Origin of the sequence: Streptomyces caelestis, from assembly GCF_014205255.1 — a bacterium.
GTDB classification, from domain to species: domain Bacteria; phylum Actinomycetota; class Actinomycetes; order Streptomycetales; family Streptomycetaceae; genus Streptomyces; species Streptomyces caelestis.
This window is the reverse complement of the sequence record NZ_JACHNE010000001.1, coordinates 2826203-2845924: the sequence shown is the minus strand read 5'-3', so window position 1 is coordinate 2845924 and position 19722 is coordinate 2826203. Positions and strand designations below refer to the sequence as shown.

Genomic DNA, 19722 nt, shown 5'->3' with positions numbered 1-19722 from the left:
ACGGAGGATGAGCCCGTGCAGGCATCCGACAAGTCCCCGATCCTCGCGCGCCTCGGCCGGCGAATCCGTACCGGCACAGGGCCCTTGGGCCTTTGGCCCGACGCCCTCCTCGCCCTCGGCCTGGCCGCCCTGGACTCCGTGACGGGCCAGTTGCTCGTGGACGGACGTCCGCTCGACGCCCTCGGCTGGACCCTGCTGCTCGTCGGGCATGTCCCGCTGGTGTGGCGCAGCCGCCGGCCCATGCCGGTGTTCTGCCTGATGGGGCTGGCGATCGGGCCGTATCACGCGCTCGACTACAACCACCTCGCTCCCATCCCCCTCACCATGGTCGCGCTCTACACGCTCGCGGTGGCCGGGTCCGCGCGCCGCACCCTGATCACCGGCTCCGTGATCGTGGTCCTGTCGTTGACCCTCAACGGGCTCACCAACCCCGAGGGAATGGTGGAGTTCGTCCGGATCCTCGGCTGGATCATCGCCGTCCTGCTCTTCGGCGGCTACATTCGCGTCCAGCGCCAGTACGTCGCCTCCGCCCTGGAACGCGCCGAACGCGCCGAACGCACCCGCGAGGAGGAGGCCCGGCGGCGGGTCGCCGAGGAGCGGCTGCGGATCGCCCGCGACCTGCACGACCTGCTCGCGCACAGCATCACGCTCATCGGGGTGCAGACCTCCGTCGCCGCTCACGTCCTGGCCGCCGACCCCGAACGCCTGGACCGCGAGACGGTCGCCAAGGCGCTCGACGACATCGCCGAGACCTGCCGGAGCGCACGCGGTGAACTCCGTACGACGCTCGATGTGCTGCGTGCCTCCGAGCACGGGGACGCCCGCGGCCCGTTGCCCGGCCTCGACGGCCTGTCCGACCTGGTGGAGGCCGCGCAGCTGGCCGGAGCCCGGGTCGAGCAGAACGTGCGGGTGTGCGGGGCGCCGCCCGCCGTGGGCGCCGCCGCCTACCGGATCGTGCAGGAGGCGCTGACCAACGCGGTCCGGCATGCCGGGTCCGAACCCGCGGTCCGCGTCGAGCTGTACGAGGACACGGGCGCCCTGCGGCTGTCGGTGACCGACGACGGCACCGGGCCGAACCCCGGTGGCACCCCCGGTTACGGACTCGTCGGAATGCGGGAGCGGGCCCGCAGCGTCGGTGGCACACTCGACGCCGGGCCGCGGGACGCAGGCGGCTTCGAGGTGAGTGCCGTACTGCCGATCGGAACCGACCGGGAAGGAAACCGATGATCCGCGTCCTGCTCGCCGACGACCAGACCCTCGTACGGGAGGCGTTCGCGATGCTCGTCGAGTCGGCGCGGGACATGGAGGTGGTCGGGCAGGCGGCCACGGGCCGTGTGGCTGTGGAGCTGGCCCGGAGCGAGCGCGCCGACCTCGTGGTGATGGACATCCGCATGCCCGACCTGGACGGCATCGAGGCGACCCGGCTCATCGCGGCCGACGAGGACCTGGCGGGCGTGCGGGTGCTGGTCCTCACCACCTACGACACCGACGAGAACATCGTCGAGGCGCTGCGCGCCGGCGCCTCCGGGTTCCTGGTCAAGGACACCCGCCCGGCCGAACTCCTCGACGGCATCCGCACGGTGGCGGCCGGTGAGGCACTGCTGTCACCGGGTCCCACGGCACGGCTGATCGAGCGGTTCCTGCGCAGCCCGTCGGCACCGGAGACCGGGGGACCGGACTGCCTGTCCGGGCGCGAGCGGGAGGTGCTCGCGCTGGTCGCGCGCGGCCTCAACAACACAGAAGTCGCCGAGGCGTTGGGGCTGAGTCCGCTGACGGCGAAGACCCACGTCAGCCGCATCATGGGCAAGCTGGGGGCGCGGGACCGGGCGCAGCTGGTCATCGTGGCGTACGAGTCGGGGATGGTGACTCCGGGGAGCACGTGACGGACGGGCCATGCCCGACGCTCGGTCAGGAGAGGGGTCACGCTCGCCGGGAGAGGGATGAACTCGCCAGGCGAGGGATCGACCCACTCGACAGCCGCAACACACCCTTCGTCGACACCGTGGTCGTCGGCTCGGGATTCGGAGGAGCGGTCACCGCGTACCGCCTCGCCGAGGCCGGGCGGTCGGTGGTGGTGGTGCTGGAACGGGGCAAGCCCTACCCACCGGGCGGATTCCCGCGCAGCCGCGCCGACATGGCCCGCAACTTCTGGGACCCGAGCAACGGCCTGCACGGGCTGTTCGACATCTGGTCCTTCCGCGGCCTCGAAGGCATCGTCTCCAGCGGCCTCGGCGGCGGATCCCTGATCTACGCCAACGTCCCGCTGCGCAAGGACGAACGGTGGTTCGTGCACGAGTCGCCGCTGCCCGGCGGCGGTTACGAGAACTGGCCGGTCGGCAACGCGCCTTCGCTGGTCAGCGCCGGGCCCTGCCGGCCGACGGCCGGGCGGAGCCGGACGCACCGCACTCACACCCGGCTGAGCCGGGCCGTGCGGGCCGAGCCCGGCCGCTGACGGCGACCCGGTGGCGCCCCTACAACAGGCCCGCCGCCGCCAGATACTTCCCCACCCGGCTCGTCTCCTGCGGGGACAGCGGGATCTGTGGTTCCGCCGTGGCCGGGCAGTCGATCACGCCCCGCAGGTGCAGGGCCGCCTTGAAAGCGCCGATGGCCGAGGAGCCGGGGCCCATGCGGGCCGGGTCGCCGACGGTGACCATGCCGAACAGGGCGCACAGCCGCTCCTGTTCGGCGAGGGCCCCCTCCCGGTCGCCGGAGCGGCACAGGCCGTCCAGGCGGACGTAACCGTGCGGGTCGACGTTGCCGAGGCCGGGCACCGTGCCGTCCGCGCCGATCGCGAGCGCCGCGTCGACGATCAGTTCCGAGCCGGTCAGCACACTGAAGCCGCTGATGCCCGGGTGCGTCCGGGCGCCGGTGACGACCTCGCGGAAGCCGGCCAGGTCGCCGCTGGAGTCCTTGAGCGCGGCCAGCACACCGTCGGCGGCCAGCTCCAGAACCACGTCCGCGGGCAGCTTCGTGTGGACGGCGACGGGGATGTCGTAGGCGACCACCGGGACCGGGCTCGCCGCGGCGACCGCGCGGTAGTGACGGGCGATCTCCGCCGGGTGGGTGCGGGCGTAGAACGGGGCGGTGACGACGACCGCGTCCGCGCCCGCCGCCGTCACCGCCGCGACATGGTCCAGGACCCGGGCCGTCGTCATGTCGATCGCCCCGGCCAGCACCGGGAGCTGCCCGCCCACGTGGGCCGCGACCGACTCGACCACCCGCCTGCGCTGCTCGTCCGTCAGATACGCCGCCTCCGAGGTCGAGCCGAGGACGAACAGGCCGTGCACCCCGCCGGACACCAGGTGGTCGACCAGCCTGAGCAGCGAGGGGACGTCCACCTCGCGGTCCGGTGTCAGGGGCGTGCAGACGGGCGGGATGACACCGGTCAGCGAGGTGATCGTCATGGGGCCTCCATCGGGTCGCTCTGGCGGACGAGGTCGCGGGTCGACTCGTCCTCCTGGACAGGATGGTGGCAGCGGAAGCGGTGCGCGGGGGCCGACGCGGCGGAGAAGCCCGGCATCACCTCGGCACACGTCCCGTCCGCCTTCCAGCAGCGCGTGCGGAACGGGCAGCCGCTCGGCGGGCGCGTCGCCGACGGGACCGGACCGGCCAGCGGGATCGGTTCGATCGGGTCGAGCAGGCCGGGCGTGGCGGAGAACAGGGCACGGGTGTACGGGTGCCGGGCCCGGTCGGTGACCAGGGAGGCCGGGGACTCCTCGACGATCCGGCCCAGGTACATGGTGATCACGCGGTCGCTCATCCGCCGGACCGTCTGGATGTCGTGCGAGACGAACACCAGGGCCAGGCCCAGGCGTTCCTTCAGGTCGAGCAGCAGATTGAGGATCTGCGCGCGGACCGACACGTCCAGGGCGCTCGTCGGCTCGTCCGCCACGACCAGCTCCGGGTCCAGCGCCAGCGCCCGGGCGATCGCGACGCGCTGCCGCTGCCCGCCCGACAGCTGGCCCGGCAGGGCGTCGGCGAGGGCCCGGGGGAGTCCGACCAGGGACATCGACTCCCGTACGCGCTCGTCGCGTTGCTGCCGCTCACCCCGGTCGTGCACGTCCAGCGGGTCCCGCAGGATCTGCCGTACGGTCAGGCGACGGTTCAGGGCCGTCGACGGGTCCTGGAAAATCATGCCGATGCTGCCGCCGACGGCCCGGCGGCGTTCGGCGGGCGGCATCGCCCACAGGTCGCGGCCCCGGAAGGACACCGTCCCGCGCGTCGGCCGCTCCACCCCCACCAGCACCTTCGCCAGCGTCGACTTCCCGCAGCCCGACTCGCCCACCACGCCGATGGTCTCGCCGGGCGCGATCGCCAGATCGGCGCCGGTCAGCGCGTACACCCGGTCGCGGGTGAACAGGCCGCCGCTGCGGGCCTTGTGCACCACATGCGCGTCGGACAGCTCCACGAGCGCGGGCCGTGTATTCATGACACCGCCTCGGTCTCGGTCGTCGCCGGCTCTATGGCCGGGTGATGGCAGGCCGCCGTGTGCGCCGGCGTACCGGTCAGCAGGGGAGCCGCCGTCCGGCAGACCCCGCTCGCCCGCGGGCACCGGTCGGCGAACCGGCACCCGGCCGGGAAGTCGGCGGGGGAGGGCACGACCCCCTTGATCTGCGTCATCCGCTCCTGCGCCGACTCCAGCGACAGCACACTGCCGAGCAGGCCGCGGGTGTAGTGGTGGGCCGGCGCCTCCACGAGGTCGGCGGTCACGCCCGTCTCGACGATCTGCCCGCCGTACATCACCGCCACCCGGTCGGTGACGTCCGCGACCAGCGCCAGGTCGTGCGAGACGAGGATCAGCGCGAAGCCGAGCTCCTCGCGCAGCCGCAGCAGCAGCTCTATGACCTGGGCCTGCACGGTCACGTCGAGGGCGGTCGTCGGCTCGTCGGCGACGATCAGCTTCGGTTCGCGGGACAGGGCCATGGCGATCAGGACGCGCTGCCGCTGCCCGCCGGACAGTTCGTGCGGGTAGCTGCGCAGGGTGCGCTCGGGGTCGAGGCCGACCATCGTCAGCAGCTCGGCGGGACCGCGCCGCCCGCCCCGCCGGACGACCTGCTTGAGCTGCGCGCGGATCGTCATCGCGGGGTTCAGCGACGACAGCGCGTCCTGGTAGATCATCGCCATCTCGTGGCCGAGGAGCCTGCGGCGTACGCGCATCGGTTCGGCGAGCAGGTCCCGCCCGCCGAAGCGCACCTGGCCCTTGACGCGCGCACCCTTCGGCGCCAGCCCCATGATCGCGAGCGCGGTCAGCGACTTGCCGCAGCCCGACTCGCCGACCAGGCCCAGCACCTCACCGGGATGCACCTCGAAGCTGACGCCGTCCACGATGTCCACGCCGCCGTGCCGCTGGTCGAAGCCGATGGCGAGGTTCTCCACCGAGAGCACCGGCTGCCCGTCCCGGGCCAGATGACGGGCCCGGGCCCGCAGCCGCCGCGCCGCTTCCGTCAGGCCGGGCAGTCGCACGATCTCCCCGCTGCCGGGCTCCGGCGCCTGGAGCCGGTCGTCCTCGGGGACCTCCACCTCCCGTGCCGAGGGGGCCGCCCACGCGTCGGACACCCCCTCGGACAGGATGTTCAGCGACAGCACCGTGACCAGCATCAGCAGACCCGGGAACACGGTCGCCCACCAGCCGCCGGTCAGCACCATGTTCTTGCCGTCCGCGATGACACTGCCCCAGGACGGGTCGGGCGGCCGTACGCCCGCTCCGATGAAGGACAGCGACGCCTCGAAGACGATCGCCTCGGCGACCTGCACCGTGCAGAACACCAGCACAGGGGCGGCGCAGTTGATGGCCACGTGCTTCAGCACGATGTGCGGTGTCCGGGCGCCGATCACCCGTTCCGCCGTCACGTAGTCCTCGCCGTACTGGTCGAGGACGTTCGCCCGGACGACCCGCGCCACCGGCGGCGTGAACAGGAACGCGATCGCGCAGATCAGCACCGTGATGCCACCGCCGAACACCGCCACCAGCACGGCGGCGAGCGCGATGCCCGGGAACGCCATGACGATGTCCAGGCAGCGCATCAGCGTCTCGTCGACCGCCTTGCGCGAGGTGGCCGCGACGGCCCCGAGCAGCGCCCCGGCCACCAGCGCCAGGCCGGTGGCGCCGAGCCCGATCGCGAGCGACCAGCGCGCCCCGTACATCAGCCGGCTGAGGATGTCCCGGCCGAGGCTGTCCTGTCCCATCCAGTGCCCGGCGGACGGATGCCCGGTGCCGTCGACGGGTGGCTGCTGGTCGAGCGGGTCGTGCGGGGCGAGCAGCGGGGCGAGCAGCGCCAGCAGGACCACGACCGCCAGGAAGCAGACGGCGGCCCTCGACAGCAACGGCAGCCGGCGCCAGCCGCGCAGCCGCACTCCGGGCCGGGACAGCGCCTCGGCGAGGCTCTTGCGGGTCATCAGGCGGGTCATCACGTGGTCGCATCCCTCAGTCGCGGGTTGACCAGCAGGTAGAGGACGTCGATGACGAGGTTCACGACGACGAACCCGGCCGCCGTGGTGAGGACGACGCCCTGGACGACGGCCGGATCGCCGTTCTTCACCGCGTCGATCATCAGCTTGCCCATGCCGGGCAGCGAGAAAATCGTCTCGATGACGACCGCGCCGCCCAGCAGATAGCCGACGCGCAGCCCGAGCACGGTCAGCGGGTTGATGAGCGCGTTCCGCAGCACGTTCCGTCCCACGACCACGTGCGGCGGGAGCCCGCTCCCGATCGCCGTCCGGACGTAGTCCTTGTCCAGCTCCTCCACCACGGCCGTCCGCACGATCCGGGTCAGCTGCGCCGCCACCGGAAGGGAGAGGGCGAGCGCGGGGAGCGTCATCGTCTTCAGCCAGCCGGTGACGGAGTCGGCCGGGTTGATGTAGCCGCCGGTCGGGAACCAGCCCAGGTCGACCGCCAGATACTGGATCATCAGCAGCGCCAGCCAGAAGCCGGGCGCCGCCACACCGGTCAGCGACACGACCCGGATGATCTGGTCGGGCAGCCGGTCCCGGTAGATCGCCGCGGTCACCCCGCCCACGAGGGACAGCACGACCGCGACGCCCAGGCCGAGGAAGGTCAGCTGGAGGGTGAGGGGCAGCGCGGTGGTGACCTGGTCGATCACCGGCGCCCGGGTCAGCGCGCTGGTGCCCATGTCACCGTGCAGCAGGTCGGCGACGAAGTCGGCGTAGCGCACGGGCAGTGGGTCGAGCAGGCCGTGTTCCTCGCGGAAGTCGTGCAGTTGCCGCGGTGTCGGGTTGGCGCCCTGGAAGAACGCGGACGCCGGGTCGACGTCCGAGAACCGCATCACCAGGAACACGAACAGCACGATGCCGAGCATGAGCGGCACGAGCAGGGCGACACGGCGGAGCAGGATACGGACGACGGCGATCACCTGGCGTGAACCCCCTGGTGGCTAGGCCCACTTGGCCTGAAGCAGGTTGATGCCCGGGTACGGCTGGGCCCTTATCCCGCTGAGCTGCCTGGGGTCCCAGGCCGTCATCAGCTCGTTGTGGACGACCGGGTAGAGCACGGCCTGTTCGGCGACGACGTCGATGTAGTCCTGGACCATCGCCTTCTTCTTCTCGGGGTCCGGCTCCCGGGTGGCCCGGTTCATGTCCCTGAAGAGCGCCTTGGCGACGGGGTCGCCGGCCCACCGCGTGTACTGCATCCACAGGTTCCCGGGCCCGTAGTTGTAGTGCATGATCAGGTCGGCGTCGAGGCCGAACTGGTTGGGGTTCGAGGCGGCGACGACGACCTGGTAGTCCTGCTTCTGGTCCATCTTCGTGAACACGGCCGTGGTCTCCTGCGGGGACAGGGTCGTCTTCACGCCGATCGCGTCCCAGGAGGACTTGATGGTCGGCAGGCAGTCGACGATCCAGCTGACGTTCACCGCGAGGATGTCGATGCTCAGCCCCCTGACACCGGCCTCCTTCAGCAGCGCCTTCGCCTTGTCGGGGTCGTGGTCGTAGACGGTTTTCGCCCGGCGGTAGGACGGGTTGCTCTCGTCGAGGAAGGAATTCGACGGCTTGCCGTGGCCCTTGAGCGCGACCTCCACCATCTTCTCGGTGTCGATGGCGTAGTGCAGGGCCTGGCGTACGCGCACGTCGTCGAAGGGCTTGCGCCGGGTGTTGAACATCAGGAACAGGTTGTTCATCCCGGCGCCGCCCGCGACCGTCAGGCCGCTGCTCTCCAACTGCGCGATGTTGGCGTACGGGATGTTGTCCGCGATCTGCGCGCCCGCGCTCGATCCCGAGATCTTCGCGACGCGGGGTGCCGCGTCCACGATCGTCAGCCAGTTCATCTTCCGGAAGGCGGGCCCCCGCGGGCCGTTGTAGCCGTCGAACGCCTCGAAGGTCGTGTTCGACTTGGGGTGGTGCGCGGTCTGCCGGTACGGTCCCGAGCCGATCGCCTTGCCCTTGATGGCGTCGTCCCAGGCCCCCGGCCGGGAGAACACGTGCTTCGGCATGATCTTGGCGAGCGTCAGCCGCGAAAGCCCGTCCCGGAACGGGAACTTGAGCACCAGCTCCACGTTCCGCCCGTCGATCTTCCGGACCTCCTTCAGCCAGCTCGCGAAGAAGCCCTTGGCGAGGGTCTGGGTGTCCGGGTCGAGGATCCGCTCGAAGACGAAGACCACGTCGTCGGCGGTGACGGGCTTGCCGTCGTGGAACGTCGCCCCCGCCCGCAGCGCGAACTTCCAGGACGTGCTGGCCGGGTCCTTCGGCACCTCGGTCGCCAGGGCCGCGTACGGTTCGCGGGAGATCGGGTCGGTGTCGAGCAGGCCCTCGTAGATGTGGTTGTTGGCGGCCATGCAGAACGCGGACGCCGTCTGGGTGGGGTCCCAGCTGCCGTCGTTGCCGTAGCCGATCACCGCCGTCAGCGTCCGGTTCGCCCCGCTGCCGCCGTCACCGGTGTCGTTGGTGGACTCCGGCCCGGACGAACAGGCCGACAGCGACGCGGAGACGGCGGCGGCCGCGCCCAGCGCGCCGGTGTACTTCAGGAACGTCCGGCGGTGCGGCGCCGGCACGTCGTGGGTCACGTCGCGCACGGGGTCCTCCAGCGAGAGGTCTGGAAAGGAGACGGGGGGGGGCGAGCAGCGGAGATACGACGTCCTACGTCCTGCGGTCAGCGCGACCATAGGAGCGGCCGTGGGGGCGGTCAAGGGATCGCACACGAATGGCGTATGTGCCAGAGGTCTGACCAATGACGCTGTCACGGGCGCGAGTTGACGGCTTATCAGGACAGGCCCGGCACCGGGTACCGCCAGAGGTGGGACGTGGGACGTCCGGGGCGCGTACGATGCGGCGCATGTCCGAGGAGCCCAGGACCAGCCGGATACAACGCCAGGTCGTGCAGCTCATCCTCGACCGCAGACTCACCGCCGGCGCGCCGCTGCCCACCGAGGCCGAACTCATGGAGGACCTCGGCGTCAGCCGCAACTCCGTCCGCGAGGCCCTCAAAGCCCTCCAGGCCCTCGACATCGTCGAGATCAGACACGGCTACGGCACCTACGTCGGCCAGGCCTCCCTCACCCCCCTCGTCGACGGCCTGACCTTCCGCACCCTGACGCGGCACGACGACGACACCGGCGCCCTCGCCGAGATCCTCCAGGTCCGCGAGGTACTGGAGGAGGGCCTGATCCGCCGGGTCGCCGCGACGGTCACCGAGGCGGAACTGGACCGGCTGGAGGGCGTGGTGACCCGCATGGAGTCCGCGGGCGGCACCGGCCGCTCCTTCCCGGAACTCGACCGCGAGTTCCACGAGATCCTGTACGCCTCCCTCGGTAACGCGCTGGTCCCCCAGCTCCTCGGCGCGTTCTGGACGGTCTTCCGCCGGGTCTCCGGCGCCCGCGGCTGGACCGACGACCCGTCCCCCGAGATCACGGTCCGCCGCCACCGCGACATCGTCACCGCCCTGCGCGCCCGCGACGTCGAGGGCGCGCAGCGCGCGATGGCGGTGCACTTCCGGGGGATCGAGGCGCGGGCGGCCAAGGAGTCACGAGGGGTGGGCTGATTCCGCTCCCGGGGGGGGGCGAGCGAGGAGCATCATGAGCGGCGTGACTGAGCTGTGGAACGAGAGCGACGCCGGTGTCCTGCGCCTGCCCTCTGGCCGACTGGTACGCGGCCGAGGCCTGCGCCACCCCCTGGACCCCACCGCGCCCACCCCCTCCTACGGCCTTTACCTGCTCGGCAAGCAGCCCCCTGAGGTCCCGTGGGAGTCCGGCTGGCTGCGCTGGCCCGACTTCCGCCTTCCTTCGGACCGAGCGGCCGCCCGCGAGGTGCTGGCCGACGCGTGGGAACGGGCCTCCAAGGAGCGCGTGGAGATCGCCTGCGGCGGAGGACGTGGCCGCACGGGCACGGCGCTGGCCTGCCTGGCGGTGCTGGACGGGGTGCCGGAGGAGGAGGCGGTGGCCTACGTTCGCCGGCACTACGACCGGCATGCGGTGGAAACGCCCTGGCAGCGGCGGTACGTACGCCGGTTCGGTGAGGGATGAGCCTCTCCCTCGCGGTGGCCCGCCGACGCGGGACGGCGGGCCACCGGTCCGGTCGACCGAAGTGAGTCAGTCGCAGTAGACGTCGGACCCGGGCCGTTTCCCGGTGGTCAGGAAGCGGGAGACGGTCCGGTCGCCGCAGGCGTTGCCGTTGGCGAGGTAGGCGTTGTGGCCGGTGGAGTTCACGGTGACCATGACGGCACGCTCCCCGAGGGCGCGGCGCAGCTCCCGGGCCCCGGCGAGCGGCGTGGCGACGTCCCGCTCGTTCTGCACGAGCAGGATGTTCGACGGCCCGCGGCCGGTGATCCGTACCGCGGGCTCCTTCGGTGTGAACGGCCAGGCGGCGCACAGCATCGCGCCGCGCGGCATGCCCGCCGTCAGCGGGAACTTCGCCCGGCTCTCGTCGACCCCCTTCTGGTAGTGGGCGGCGGACCTGGGCCAGGCGACGTCGTTGCAGAGGGTGCCGGCGCCGACCGCGAGGGCGTTCTGCATCAGCGACTCGGGCGGCATCCGGGGCGCGGGCGGTACGGTGCCCTCGCGGGCGGCCAGGATCGTCTTCGCCAGTGTCGGGTAGTCGTCGGGGTCGTACAGGCTCGTCAGCATGGTCTGGCGCAGGACGTTGCCGTTCAGCTCCGCCGGGTCGGCGCCGGGCCAGGGGAGGGGCTCGCGGTCGAGCCGCTCGGCGAGGCGCAGGAAGAGGGGCCGCACGTCGGCGGCCCTGCGGGCCACCCGGTACGGATTCCCCGGCTCGGCCGCCCACGTGGCGAACTCCGGGAAGTTCTCCTCCACACCGACCTCGAACGCGGCGAGCCAGCCGCGCCCCACCCGGGTGTGGTCCGGGTTGTCGTTGCTGTCCAGCACGACGCGGTCCGTGCGGTGCGGGAACAGCTGGCTGTAGACGGCCCCTACGTAGGTGCCGTACGAGACGCCCCAGGCGGACAACCTGGCCTCGCCGAGGGCGGCCCGGACGCGGTCGAGGTCGCGTGCCTCGTTGGCGGTGCTGATGTGCCGCAGCAACTCGCCGCCGTTACGGGCGCAGGCCTGCGACATGCGCCGGGCGGTGGCCATGGTCTCGGTGACGGAACCGTCCGGGGCGGGCCAGGGCAGCTTCGCGAGGGCGAGGTCCTCGCTGTCGACACCGCAGCCCACGGCGCTGGACGGCGCCATCCCGCGTGGCGCGAACCCGATCAGGTCGTAGGCGTCCCGTACGCGCTGCGGCAGCTTCCGCCCCTTGCGGGAGGGGTCTTGGAGACTGCTTCCACCGGGCCCGCCGGGGATGAGTAACAGCGCTCCCCGACGCGCGGAGGGTTTCTCGCTGGGGATACGGGAGACGGCGATCTGGATCTGCCGCCCGTCCGGGTCGGAGTAGTCCATGGGTACGTCGACGGTGGCGCACTGCTGGCGGGGATCGAGGCCGGTGCCCTCGCACGTGGCCCACTTCAGGGACCCGGCATCGGTGTCGGCGGCGGAGGCGGTCATCGGAACGGTGAGTCCGAGCAGGACGGCGGTGGCCGCGACCAGTGAGGCGTTGCGCTTGATCGGCTTCTGCTTCATGAGACGAGCCTGGCGCCTCACCGACCCGCTTCACATCCGGGTGACTACCGGACCTTTCAGGGGCCCCCTACGGGATCACTGGATGAGCAGGGCCCGGGAGTCTCAGCATGAAGATGTCGACCGCGTCCTGCGTTTCGATCGTGAAGCCGTGGCGTTCGTAGAGGCGCCGGGCCGGACTGCCCTGGAGGACGTTCAGGCGGACGAGCGCGTTGTCGGCGTCGGTCCGGGTCAGCAGGGTGTGGAGGACGGCCGTCCCGAGGCCGCGGCCCTGCAGGCCGGGGGAGAGGTAGAAGTGCTCCAGCCAGTGGCCGTTCTCGTCGTTCTCGCTCGGGCGCAGGGCGACGCTGCCCGCGAAAGTGCCGTCGGCCTCGATGATCCGGGTGTGCCGGGGGGAGAAGCCGTCTCGCAGCCGTTGCCTGACCCGGTGTTCGTCGAAGCGGCCCAGCCGTTCCAGGTCCGGGCGCATCACCACCGCCCGCAGTTCCGCTATCGGTTCGACATCCGCCGGCTCGGCGGGGCGCATGGCCCATGTCATGGGGAGCGGCCGTATCCCGTCCGCCGTCGTCCGTGTTTCCACGGCCGGATTATGTCAGCGGCCGCTTAACCTCCATCGGCTTGCCGCCTCGCCATTCGAAAATACCCGTGCCGCCTGCCGAGAACCGTTGGCCATTGCCGACCCCCTTGGTGCTGCCCCGCAGTTGTAGGGCACAGACCCCTCCCGAGTGTAGACGCGGAGCGTCACCGCAGGGATGCGAAGAGTGAAATTCCAAAAGGATGGGGAGCACGGTGGAGGCACGATACTCGGCGCTCTGCGTCGAAGAAGCGGAGGATGCGGTGAAAGAATTGCGGGCAGAACTCGCCAAGGCCGGAATTACCCTGCCGTCACTGGGGCTGGACCCGGTAAGTCTTGCGCGGGAAGCACCCTGTCCGCTCGTGGAATTGGGCCGGTGTTCCGTTCGGACCGCCCGGCGGCTCGCGGCGGTGCTGCGATGAAGCCCCCGGTCGGCGCGTACGTCGTGGACACCCGCAGCGGCCGTATCGGCATCGTCATGGGGCATGAGGGGCCCTATGTGCAGCTGAGGCCGTACGGGGGCGGGAAGGAGTGGGACGCCGATCCCGGGGCCGTCCGGCACGCCACCCCGGCCGAGCGGCTGCGCGCGGCGACGGCGTACGCCAACGCCCGCAGCAGGGGTGAGGTCCCTTGACGCGGACCCTGCGAGAATGACGCCATGAGTCTGTTCCGCGACGACGGCATCGTGCTGCGCACCCAGAAGCTGGGTGAGGCGGACCGGATCATCACGCTGCTCACCCGCGGTCACGGACGGGTACGGGCGGTGGCCAGGGGCGTGCGCCGGACGAAGTCGAAGTTCGGTGCGCGCCTCGAACCCTTCTCCCACGTCGACGTTCAGTTCTTCGCCAGGGGGAGCGAGTTGGTCGGGCGCGGGCTGCCGCTGTGCACGCAGAGTGAGACCATCGCGCCGTACGGCGGTGGGATCGTGACCGACTACGCGCGGTACACCGCCGGGACCGCGATGCTGGAGACCGCCGAGCGGTTCACCGACCACGAGGGGGAGCCGGCCGTGCAGCAGTACCTGCTGCTCGTCGGCGGGCTGCGGACCCTCGCCCGCGGGGAGCACGCACCGCATCTCGTGCTGGACGCGTTCCTGCTGCGCTCCCTCGCCGTCAACGGGTACGCGCCGAGCTTCACCGACTGCGCGAAGTGCGGCATGCCCGGGCCCAACCGGTTCTTCTCGGTCGCCTCGGGCGGTTCCGTCTGCGTGGACTGCCGGGTGCCCGGCAGCGTCGTACCCTCGCCCCAGGCCCTGGAGCTCCTCGGCGCGCTGCTTACGGGAGACTGGGAGACCGCGGACGCCTGCGAGGCGCGGTACGTCCGGGAGGGCAGCGGGCTGGTGTCCGCGTATCTGCACTGGCACATGGAGCGCGGGCTGCGCTCCCTGCGCTACGTCGAGAAGTAAGCGAAGCAAGCAAGCACGAGGAGACGAGAAACACATGGCCGTACGCGGGATCCTGGGGCGGCAGCGCCGGGAGTACAGGACGCCGGAGCCCCACCCGTCCGGCGCGCGGCCGCCGAAGCTCGGAGAGCTCGTACCGCAGCATGTGGCGATCGTCATGGACGGCAACGGGCGCTGGGCGAAGGAGCGGGGCCTGCCGCGCACCGAGGGGCACAAGGTCGGCGCCGAGCGGGTGCTCGACGTGCTCCAGGGCGCCATCGAGATGGGCGTGGGCGCCATCTCCCTGTACGCCTTCTCCACCGAGAACTGGAAGCGGTCGCCGGACGAGGTGCGCTTCCTGATGAACTTCAACCGGGACTTCATCCGCAAGACCCGCGACCAGCTGGACGAGCTGGGCATCCGGGTGCGCTGGGTGGGCCGTATGCCCAAGCTGTGGCGCTCGGTCGCCAAGGAGCTCCAGATCGCCCAGGAGCAGACCAAGGGCAACGACCGGCTCACGCTGTACTTCTGCATGAACTACGGGGGGCGCGCCGAGATCGCCGACGCGGCGCAGGCGCTGGCGGCCGACGTGAAGGCCGGGAAGCTCGACCCGTCCAAGGTCAACGAGAAGACCTTCGCGAAGTACATGTACTACCCGGACATGCCGGACGTCGACTTGTTCCTGCGCCCGAGCGGCGAGCAGCGCACCTCCAACTACCTGCTCTGGCAGAGCGCGTACGCCGAGATGGTCTTCCAGGACGTGCTGTGGCCGGACTTCGACCGCCGCGACCTGTGGCGGGCGTGCCTGGAGTTCGCCTCACGGGACCGGCGGTTCGGCGGGGCCATCCCGAACGAGGAGCTGCTGGCCATGGAGGGCAAGCAGGAGTAGTCCCGCACTCAAGGGCGCGGGGAACTGCGCGACCGGCCACGGTGGACCCGCACCCGGGATGCGGGTCCACCCCCACGGCGAAAAGCGGCTCAGCCGCCGGAGGCCTTCGCGCAGTCGGCGCAGGTGCCGAAGATCTCCACCGTGTGGGCCACGTTCACGAAGCCGTGCTCGATGGCGATGGCCTCCGCCCACTTCTCCACGGCCGGGCCCTCGACCTCGACGGCCTTGCCGCAGCCGCGGCACACCAGGTGGTGGTGATGGTCGTCGGTGGAGCAGCGGCGGTAGACGGACTCGCCGTCGGCGGTGCGCAGGACGTCGACCTCACCGGCGTCGGCGAGGGACTGCAGGGTGCGGTAGACCGTGGTGAGCCCGACCGAGTCGCCCTTGTGCTTGAGCATGTCGTGCAGTTCCTGCGCGCTGCGGAACTCGTCGACCTCGTCCAGGGCCGCCGCCACGGCGGCACGCTGCCTGGTGGCGCGGCCCTTCACGGACGGTCCAGCGGTCGTCACCGTTGCCTCCTCACGTCTGCCTTGCCCGGGCCATTGTGCCAGCCCGGGGCGGGGGCGGTCAGACGCCGACTTCGTCGGCTGTCTTCCGGGTGCCCGGAATCGTGCACTCGGCAGGGTCGTGGGCGGGGTCCGCGGCGGCCTGGGCGCGGGCGCGGCGCCGGGCCAGCGGAGTCGCGAGCGCCGTCAGCACGACGAAGGCGCCGATGGTCAGCAGCACGATCGTCGCGCCGGGCGGGACGTCCTGGTAGTACGACGTGACGGTGCCGCCGATCGTCACGCTCACGCCGATGGCCACGGCGATCACAAAGGTCGCGGCGAAGCTGCGGCCGATCTGCTGGGCGGCCGCGACGGGCACCACCATCAGCGCGCTGACCAGGAGCAGGCCGACCACCCGCATCGCCACCGTCACCGTGACGGCCGCGGTGATCGCGGTCAGCAGGTTCAGGGCGCGCACCGGCAGGCCCGTCACCCGCGCGAACTCCTCGTCCTGGCTGACCGCGAAAAGCTGCCGGCGCAGGCCGAGGGTGACCAGGACGACGAAGGCGGCCAGAACGCAGATCGCCGTGACGTCCGACTCGGACACCGTCGACAGGGAGCCGAAGAGGTACGACGTCAGGTTGGCGTTGGAGCCCGTCGGCGCGAGGTTGATGAACATCACACCGCCGGCCATGCCGCCGTAGAACAGCATCGCGAGGGCGATGTCGCCGCGGGTCCTGCCGTACCAGCGGATCAGCTCCATGAGGACCGCGCCGATGACCGAGACGAGGGTCGCCATCCACACCGGGGACCAGGTCAGCAGGAAGCCGAGTCCGACGCCGGTCATCGCCACGTGGCCGATGCCGTCGCCCATCAGGGCCTGGCGGCGCTGGACCAGGTAGATCCCCACGGCGGGGGCCGTGATGCCGACCAGGACGGCGGCGAGCAGCGCCCGCTGCATGAAGGCGTAGTCGAGGATCTCCATCAGCTCAGCAGTCCCGTGCGGATCGGTTCGGCGCCCGCGGGTGCGTGCGGGTGTACGTGGTCGTGGCCGGGCAGGGCGTGCTGCCCGACCGCCTTGGGGGGCGGGCCGTCGTGCACGACGCAGCCGTCGCGCAGGACGACCGCCCGGTCGATGAGGGGCTCCAGGGGGCCCAGTTCGTGCAGCACGAGCAGCACGGTCGTGCCCTGGGAGACCTGCTCGCGCAGCGTGTGCGCGAGGACCTCCTGGCTGGCCAGGTCGACGCCGGCCATCGGCTCGTCCATGATCAGCAACTCCGGCTCGGAGGCGAGGGCGCGGGCGATCAGGACACGCTGGTGCTGGCCGCCCGAGAGGGCGTTGACCGAGTCCTTGGCCCGGTCCGCCATGCCGACGAGCTCCAGGGCCGCGCGCACGGCCGCGCGGTCCGCCTTGCGCAGCACGCCGAAGCGGGCCCGGGACAGGCGGCCCGAGGAGACCACCTCGGTCACCGTGGCGGGCACCCCGCCCGCGGCCGTGGTGCGCTGCGGGACGTAGCCCACGCGGTGCCAGTCGCGGAACCGCCTGCGGTCCGTGCCGAACAACCGGATCTCGCCGGCGCCGGTCTGCACCTGGCCGATGATGCTGCGCACGGCCGTGGACTTGCCGGAGCCGTTCGCGCCGAGCAGCGCGACGACCTCACCGTGGTGCACGGTGAGGTCGATGCCGCGCAGGACGGGGCGCGAGCCCAGGTCCGCGCGGACGCCGCGCAGGGATACGACGGGCTCGTTCATGCCGTCCTCCGATGGGTCGATCACTTGGCTCCCAGGGCCGCCCGAAGGGCCTTGAGGTTGGCTTCCATGACCTGGAAGTAGTCGTCGCCGCGGGACTTGTCGGTGATGCCCTCCAGCGGGTCGAGGACGTCCGTCTTGAGCTTCGCGTCCTTGGCGAGGGTCTTCGCGGTCTTGTCGGAGACAAGTGTCTCGTAGAAGACGGTGGTGACGCCGTCGGCCTTGGCCTCCTGCTGGAGCTCCCTGACCCGGGCGGCGCTGGGCTCGCTCTCGGGGTCGAGGCCGGAGATGGCCTCCTGGGTGAGGCCGTAGCGCTCGGCGAGGTAGCCGAAGGCGGCGTGGTTGGTGAAGAAGACCTTGGTCTTGGTGTCCTTCAGGCCGTTCTCGAACTCGCCGTTGAGGTCGTTCAGCTTCTTGACCAGGGCCGCGGTGTTCTTCTTGTAGTCGGCCGCGTGGTCCGGGTCGGCCTTCTCGAAGGCCTTGCCCACGCCCTCGGCGACCTCGGCGTACTTCACCGGGTCCAGCCAGATGTGCGGGTCGCGGGCGTGCTCCTCCTCCTCGGCGTGCCCCTTCTCCTCGGCGTGGCCCTCCTCCTCGGCGTGACCCTCCTCGCCCGCGTGGTCGTGCTCGGTGCTGCCGTGGTCCTCGAGGGTGGTCAGGCCGGCCGCGTCGATCTTCGTCTTGATGCCGGTCTGCGAGACCGCCTCGTCGACGGCGGGCTGGAGGCCCTTGAGGTAGAGCGCCGCGTCGGCCTCTTCCAGCTGCGCCCGCTGCTTGGTGCTGATCTCCAGGTCGTGCGGCTCCTGGCCGGGCTCGGTCAGACTGGTGACGTTCGCGTGGTCGCCGCCGATCTGCTCGGCGAGGAAGGCCATCGGGTAGAACGACGCGACGACGTCGAACTTGTCCGTGTTGCCCGTCGCCGCGCTGTCGCTGGAGCAGGCGGAGAGAGCACCGAGGCCGAGAGCGGTGGCCGCGGTGACCGCGGTGGCGGATATGAGGCGTCGTCGTACGTTCATGACACTCATTTTCAACAAATATGGAAACCGTTGTCAACAAACCGGCTGAGCAGGTTCTGTGAGCGGCCTGTCGGTCGCGGAAGGGGGGAGCGATTTGATTGAGGGGGCGCCCCCGCCGGTAACCTGAAGCATTCGCTGGAAGCAACTCGCTTCGTCGCCCGTCGTCGTAATGAAGAGAGCACCGTGGCCGCCGACAAGATCGACACCATCGTCAGCCTGAGCAAGCGCCGTGGCTTCGTATTCCCCTGTAGTGAGATCTACGGCGGCCAGCGCGCCGCCTGGGACTACGGCCCGCTGGGTGTCGAGCTCAAGGAGAACCTCAAGCGCCAGTGGTGGCGCTACATGGTGACGTCGCGCGAGGACGTCGTCGGTATCGACTCGTCCGTGATCCTGGCCCCCGAGGTCTGGGTCGCCTCCGGCCACGTCGCCACCTTCACGGACCCGCTGACCGAGTGCACCTCCTGCCACAAGCGGTTCCGCGCGGACCACCTGGAGGAGGCCTACGAGGCCAAGCACAACCGCCTGCCGGAGAACGGCCTCGCGGACGTCAACTGCCCCAACTGCGGCAACAAGGGCCAGTTCACCGAGCCCAAGCAGTTCTCGGGCCTGCTGTCCACCCACCTCGGCCCCACGCAGGACTCCGGCTCCGTCGCCTACCTGCGCCCCGAGACCGCGCAGGGCATCTTCACCAACTTCGCCCAGGTGCAGACCACCTCGCGCCGCAAGCCGCCGTTCGGCATCGCCCAGATGGGCAAGTCCTTCCGCAACGAGATCACGCCCGGCAACTTCATCTTCCGCACCCGCGAGTTCGAGCAGATGGAGATGGAGTTCTTCGTCAAGCCGGGCGAGGACGAGAAGTGGCAGGAGTACTGGATGGAGCAGCGCTGGAACTGGTACACCGGTCTCGGCCTGCGCGAGGAGAACATGCGGTGGTACGAGCACCCGAAGGAGAAGCTCTCCCACTACTCCAAGCGCACCGCCGACATCGAGTACCGCTTCCAGTTCGGCGGCAGTGAGTGGGGCGAGCTGGAGGGTGTCGCCAACCGCACCGACTACGACCTCGGCGCCCACTCCAAGGCCTCCGGCCAGGACCTCAGCTACTTCGACCAGGAGGCCGGCGAGCGCTGGACCCCTTACGTCATCGAGCCCGCGGCCGGTGTCGGCCGCGCGATGCTGGCGTTCCTCCTGGACGCCTACATCGAGGACGAGGCGCCCAACGCCAAGGGCAAGATGGAGAAGCGCACGGTGCTGCGCCTCGACCCGCGCCTGTCCCCGGTGAAGGTCGCGGTGCTGCCGCTGTCCCGGAACCCGGAGCTGTCCCCGAAGGCCAAGGGCCTCGCCCAGGCCCTGCGCCAGCACTGGAACATCGACTTCGACGACGCCGGCGCCATCGGCCGCCGCTACCGCCGCCAGGACGAGATCGGTACGCCGTTCTGCGTGACCGTCGACTTCGACACCCTGGAGGACAACGCGGTCACCGTCCGCGAGCGCGACACGATGAAGCAGGAGCGCGTCTCCCTCGACCAGATCGAGGGCTACCTGGCGGCCCGCCTGGTCGGCTGCTGATCGCTCTTGGGCCTACGCCGGTGCCGGGTTCCTCCGCGGAGGGGC

At 71.0% G+C, this 19722-nt stretch carries 21 protein-coding genes; 10 read left to right on the top strand and 11 right to left on the bottom strand.

The genetic code is table 11. The features are described 5' to 3' along the window. The first annotated feature begins 15 nt into the window (after nucleotides 1–15). From HDA41_RS12860 to HDA41_RS12850, 3 genes are read left to right on the top strand one after another with little or no spacing between them, the layout of a single operon-like run. Nucleotides 16–1227, top strand: coding sequence for a sensor histidine kinase (locus HDA41_RS12860; RefSeq protein WP_376706782.1), 1212 nt, complete (start codon nucleotides 16–18; stop codon nucleotides 1225–1227). After that, nucleotides 1224–1883, top strand: a complete 660-nt coding sequence (locus HDA41_RS12855; RefSeq protein ID WP_184983566.1) for a response regulator transcription factor — start codon at nucleotides 1224–1226, stop codon at nucleotides 1881–1883. The genes HDA41_RS12860 and HDA41_RS12855 overlap by 4 nt, the downstream gene beginning before the upstream one ends. Then, on the top strand, nucleotides 1880–2452 hold the full coding sequence (locus HDA41_RS12850; protein ID WP_230299374.1) for an NAD(P)-binding protein: 573 nt from the start codon (nucleotides 1880–1882) through the stop codon (nucleotides 2450–2452). The genes HDA41_RS12855 and HDA41_RS12850 overlap by 4 nt, the downstream gene beginning before the upstream one ends. Before the next feature lie 19 nt (nucleotides 2453–2471). Here HDA41_RS12850 and HDA41_RS12845 read toward each other — a convergent pair whose 3' ends face one another. The 5 genes from HDA41_RS12845 to HDA41_RS12825 are packed head-to-tail and all read right to left on the bottom strand — an operon-like array spanning nucleotide 2472 to nucleotide 9023. Beyond that, entirely contained in the window at nucleotides 2472–3404 is a 933-nt protein-coding gene (locus HDA41_RS12845; RefSeq protein ID WP_184983564.1) for a dihydrodipicolinate synthase family protein, read from the bottom strand. Beyond that, a complete protein-coding gene (locus HDA41_RS12840) occupies nucleotides 3401–4429 on the bottom strand; it encodes an oligopeptide/dipeptide ABC transporter ATP-binding protein (protein WP_184983562.1) in 1029 nt (342 codons plus the stop codon). Before HDA41_RS12840 ends, HDA41_RS12845 begins: the two co-directional genes overlap by 4 nt. Then, entirely contained in the window at nucleotides 4426–6408 is a 1983-nt protein-coding gene (locus tag HDA41_RS12835) for a dipeptide/oligopeptide/nickel ABC transporter permease/ATP-binding protein (RefSeq protein ID WP_184983560.1), read from the bottom strand. Before HDA41_RS12835 ends, HDA41_RS12840 begins: the two co-directional genes overlap by 4 nt. Next, on the bottom strand, nucleotides 6408–7370 hold the full coding sequence (locus tag HDA41_RS12830; RefSeq protein WP_184983558.1) for an ABC transporter permease: 963 nt from the start codon (nucleotides 7368–7370) through the stop codon (nucleotides 6408–6410). Before HDA41_RS12830 ends, HDA41_RS12835 begins: the two co-directional genes overlap by 1 nt. Before the next feature lie 21 nt (nucleotides 7371–7391). Beyond that, nucleotides 7392–9023, bottom strand: coding sequence for an ABC transporter substrate-binding protein (locus HDA41_RS12825; RefSeq protein ID WP_184983556.1), 1632 nt, complete (start codon nucleotides 9021–9023; stop codon nucleotides 7392–7394). 251 nt (nucleotides 9024–9274) lie between these two features. On the opposite strand from HDA41_RS12825, the gene HDA41_RS12820 reads away from it, so the two are divergent. Together HDA41_RS12820 and HDA41_RS12815 are read left to right on the top strand one after the other, a co-directional pair. Further along, nucleotides 9275–9988 carry a FadR/GntR family transcriptional regulator gene (locus HDA41_RS12820; protein WP_184983554.1) on the top strand — a complete coding sequence of 238 codons (714 nt, stop codon included), beginning with the start codon at nucleotides 9275–9277 and terminating at the stop codon, nucleotides 9986–9988. Nucleotides 9989–10022: 34 nt separating this feature from the next. Further along, a complete protein-coding gene (locus HDA41_RS12815) occupies nucleotides 10023–10469 on the top strand; it encodes a protein-tyrosine phosphatase family protein (RefSeq protein WP_184983552.1) in 447 nt (148 codons plus the stop codon). A 66-nt stretch (nucleotides 10470–10535) separates the two neighbouring features. Here the strand turns inward: HDA41_RS12815 and HDA41_RS12810 are convergent, their stop codons facing one another. Both HDA41_RS12810 and HDA41_RS12805 read right to left on the bottom strand, forming a co-directional pair. Continuing rightward, entirely contained in the window at nucleotides 10536–12020 is a 1485-nt protein-coding gene (locus HDA41_RS12810) for an alpha/beta hydrolase (protein WP_184983550.1), read from the bottom strand. A 67-nt stretch (nucleotides 12021–12087) separates the two neighbouring features. Continuing rightward, complete coding sequence (locus HDA41_RS12805) at nucleotides 12088–12543, bottom strand: GNAT family N-acetyltransferase (RefSeq protein WP_184993354.1); 456 nt, start codon at nucleotides 12541–12543, stop codon at nucleotides 12088–12090. 263 nt (nucleotides 12544–12806) lie between these two features. Here HDA41_RS12805 and HDA41_RS41200 point away from each other — a divergent pair, with 263 nt between their 5' ends. The 4 genes from HDA41_RS41200 to HDA41_RS12790 are packed head-to-tail and all read left to right on the top strand — an operon-like array spanning nucleotide 12807 to nucleotide 14861. Next, nucleotides 12807–13013, top strand: coding sequence for a hypothetical protein (locus HDA41_RS41200; protein WP_230299375.1), 207 nt, complete (start codon nucleotides 12807–12809; stop codon nucleotides 13011–13013). Then, entirely contained in the window at nucleotides 13010–13225 is a 216-nt protein-coding gene (locus tag HDA41_RS12800) for a hypothetical protein (RefSeq protein WP_086599578.1), read from the top strand. Before HDA41_RS41200 ends, HDA41_RS12800 begins: the two co-directional genes overlap by 4 nt. 24 nt (nucleotides 13226–13249) lie before the next feature. Next, nucleotides 13250–13996 carry a DNA repair protein RecO gene (recO, locus tag HDA41_RS12795; protein WP_184983548.1) on the top strand — a complete coding sequence of 249 codons (747 nt, stop codon included), beginning with the start codon at nucleotides 13250–13252 and terminating at the stop codon, nucleotides 13994–13996. Between the two features lie 34 nt (nucleotides 13997–14030). Continuing rightward, the gene (locus tag HDA41_RS12790) at nucleotides 14031–14861 is read left to right on the top strand and encodes an isoprenyl transferase (RefSeq protein WP_184983545.1); all 831 of its coding nucleotides are present in this window, start codon (nucleotides 14031–14033) and stop codon (nucleotides 14859–14861) included. An 89-nt stretch (nucleotides 14862–14950) separates the two neighbouring features. Here HDA41_RS12790 and HDA41_RS12785 read toward each other — a convergent pair whose 3' ends face one another. The 4 genes from HDA41_RS12785 to HDA41_RS12770 are packed head-to-tail and all read right to left on the bottom strand — an operon-like array spanning nucleotide 14951 to nucleotide 18111. Next, complete coding sequence (locus HDA41_RS12785) at nucleotides 14951–15370, bottom strand: Fur family transcriptional regulator (RefSeq protein WP_184983543.1); 420 nt, start codon at nucleotides 15368–15370, stop codon at nucleotides 14951–14953. A 58-nt stretch (nucleotides 15371–15428) separates the two neighbouring features. Further along, nucleotides 15429–16331, bottom strand: coding sequence for a metal ABC transporter permease (locus HDA41_RS12780; protein WP_184983541.1), 903 nt, complete (start codon nucleotides 16329–16331; stop codon nucleotides 15429–15431). Continuing rightward, nucleotides 16331–17098 carry a metal ABC transporter ATP-binding protein gene (locus HDA41_RS12775; RefSeq protein ID WP_184983539.1) on the bottom strand — a complete coding sequence of 256 codons (768 nt, stop codon included), beginning with the start codon at nucleotides 17096–17098 and terminating at the stop codon, nucleotides 16331–16333. The genes HDA41_RS12780 and HDA41_RS12775 overlap by 1 nt, the downstream gene beginning before the upstream one ends. Before the next feature lie 20 nt (nucleotides 17099–17118). Beyond that, the gene (locus HDA41_RS12770; protein WP_184983537.1) at nucleotides 17119–18111 is read right to left on the bottom strand and encodes a metal ABC transporter substrate-binding protein; all 993 of its coding nucleotides are present in this window, start codon (nucleotides 18109–18111) and stop codon (nucleotides 17119–17121) included. Nucleotides 18112–18294: 183 nt separating this feature from the next. On the opposite strand from HDA41_RS12770, the gene HDA41_RS12765 reads away from it, so the two are divergent. Next, nucleotides 18295–19677, top strand: a complete 1383-nt coding sequence (locus tag HDA41_RS12765; RefSeq protein ID WP_184983535.1) for a glycine--tRNA ligase — start codon at nucleotides 18295–18297, stop codon at nucleotides 19675–19677. Nucleotides 19678–19722: the final 45 nt, after the last annotated feature.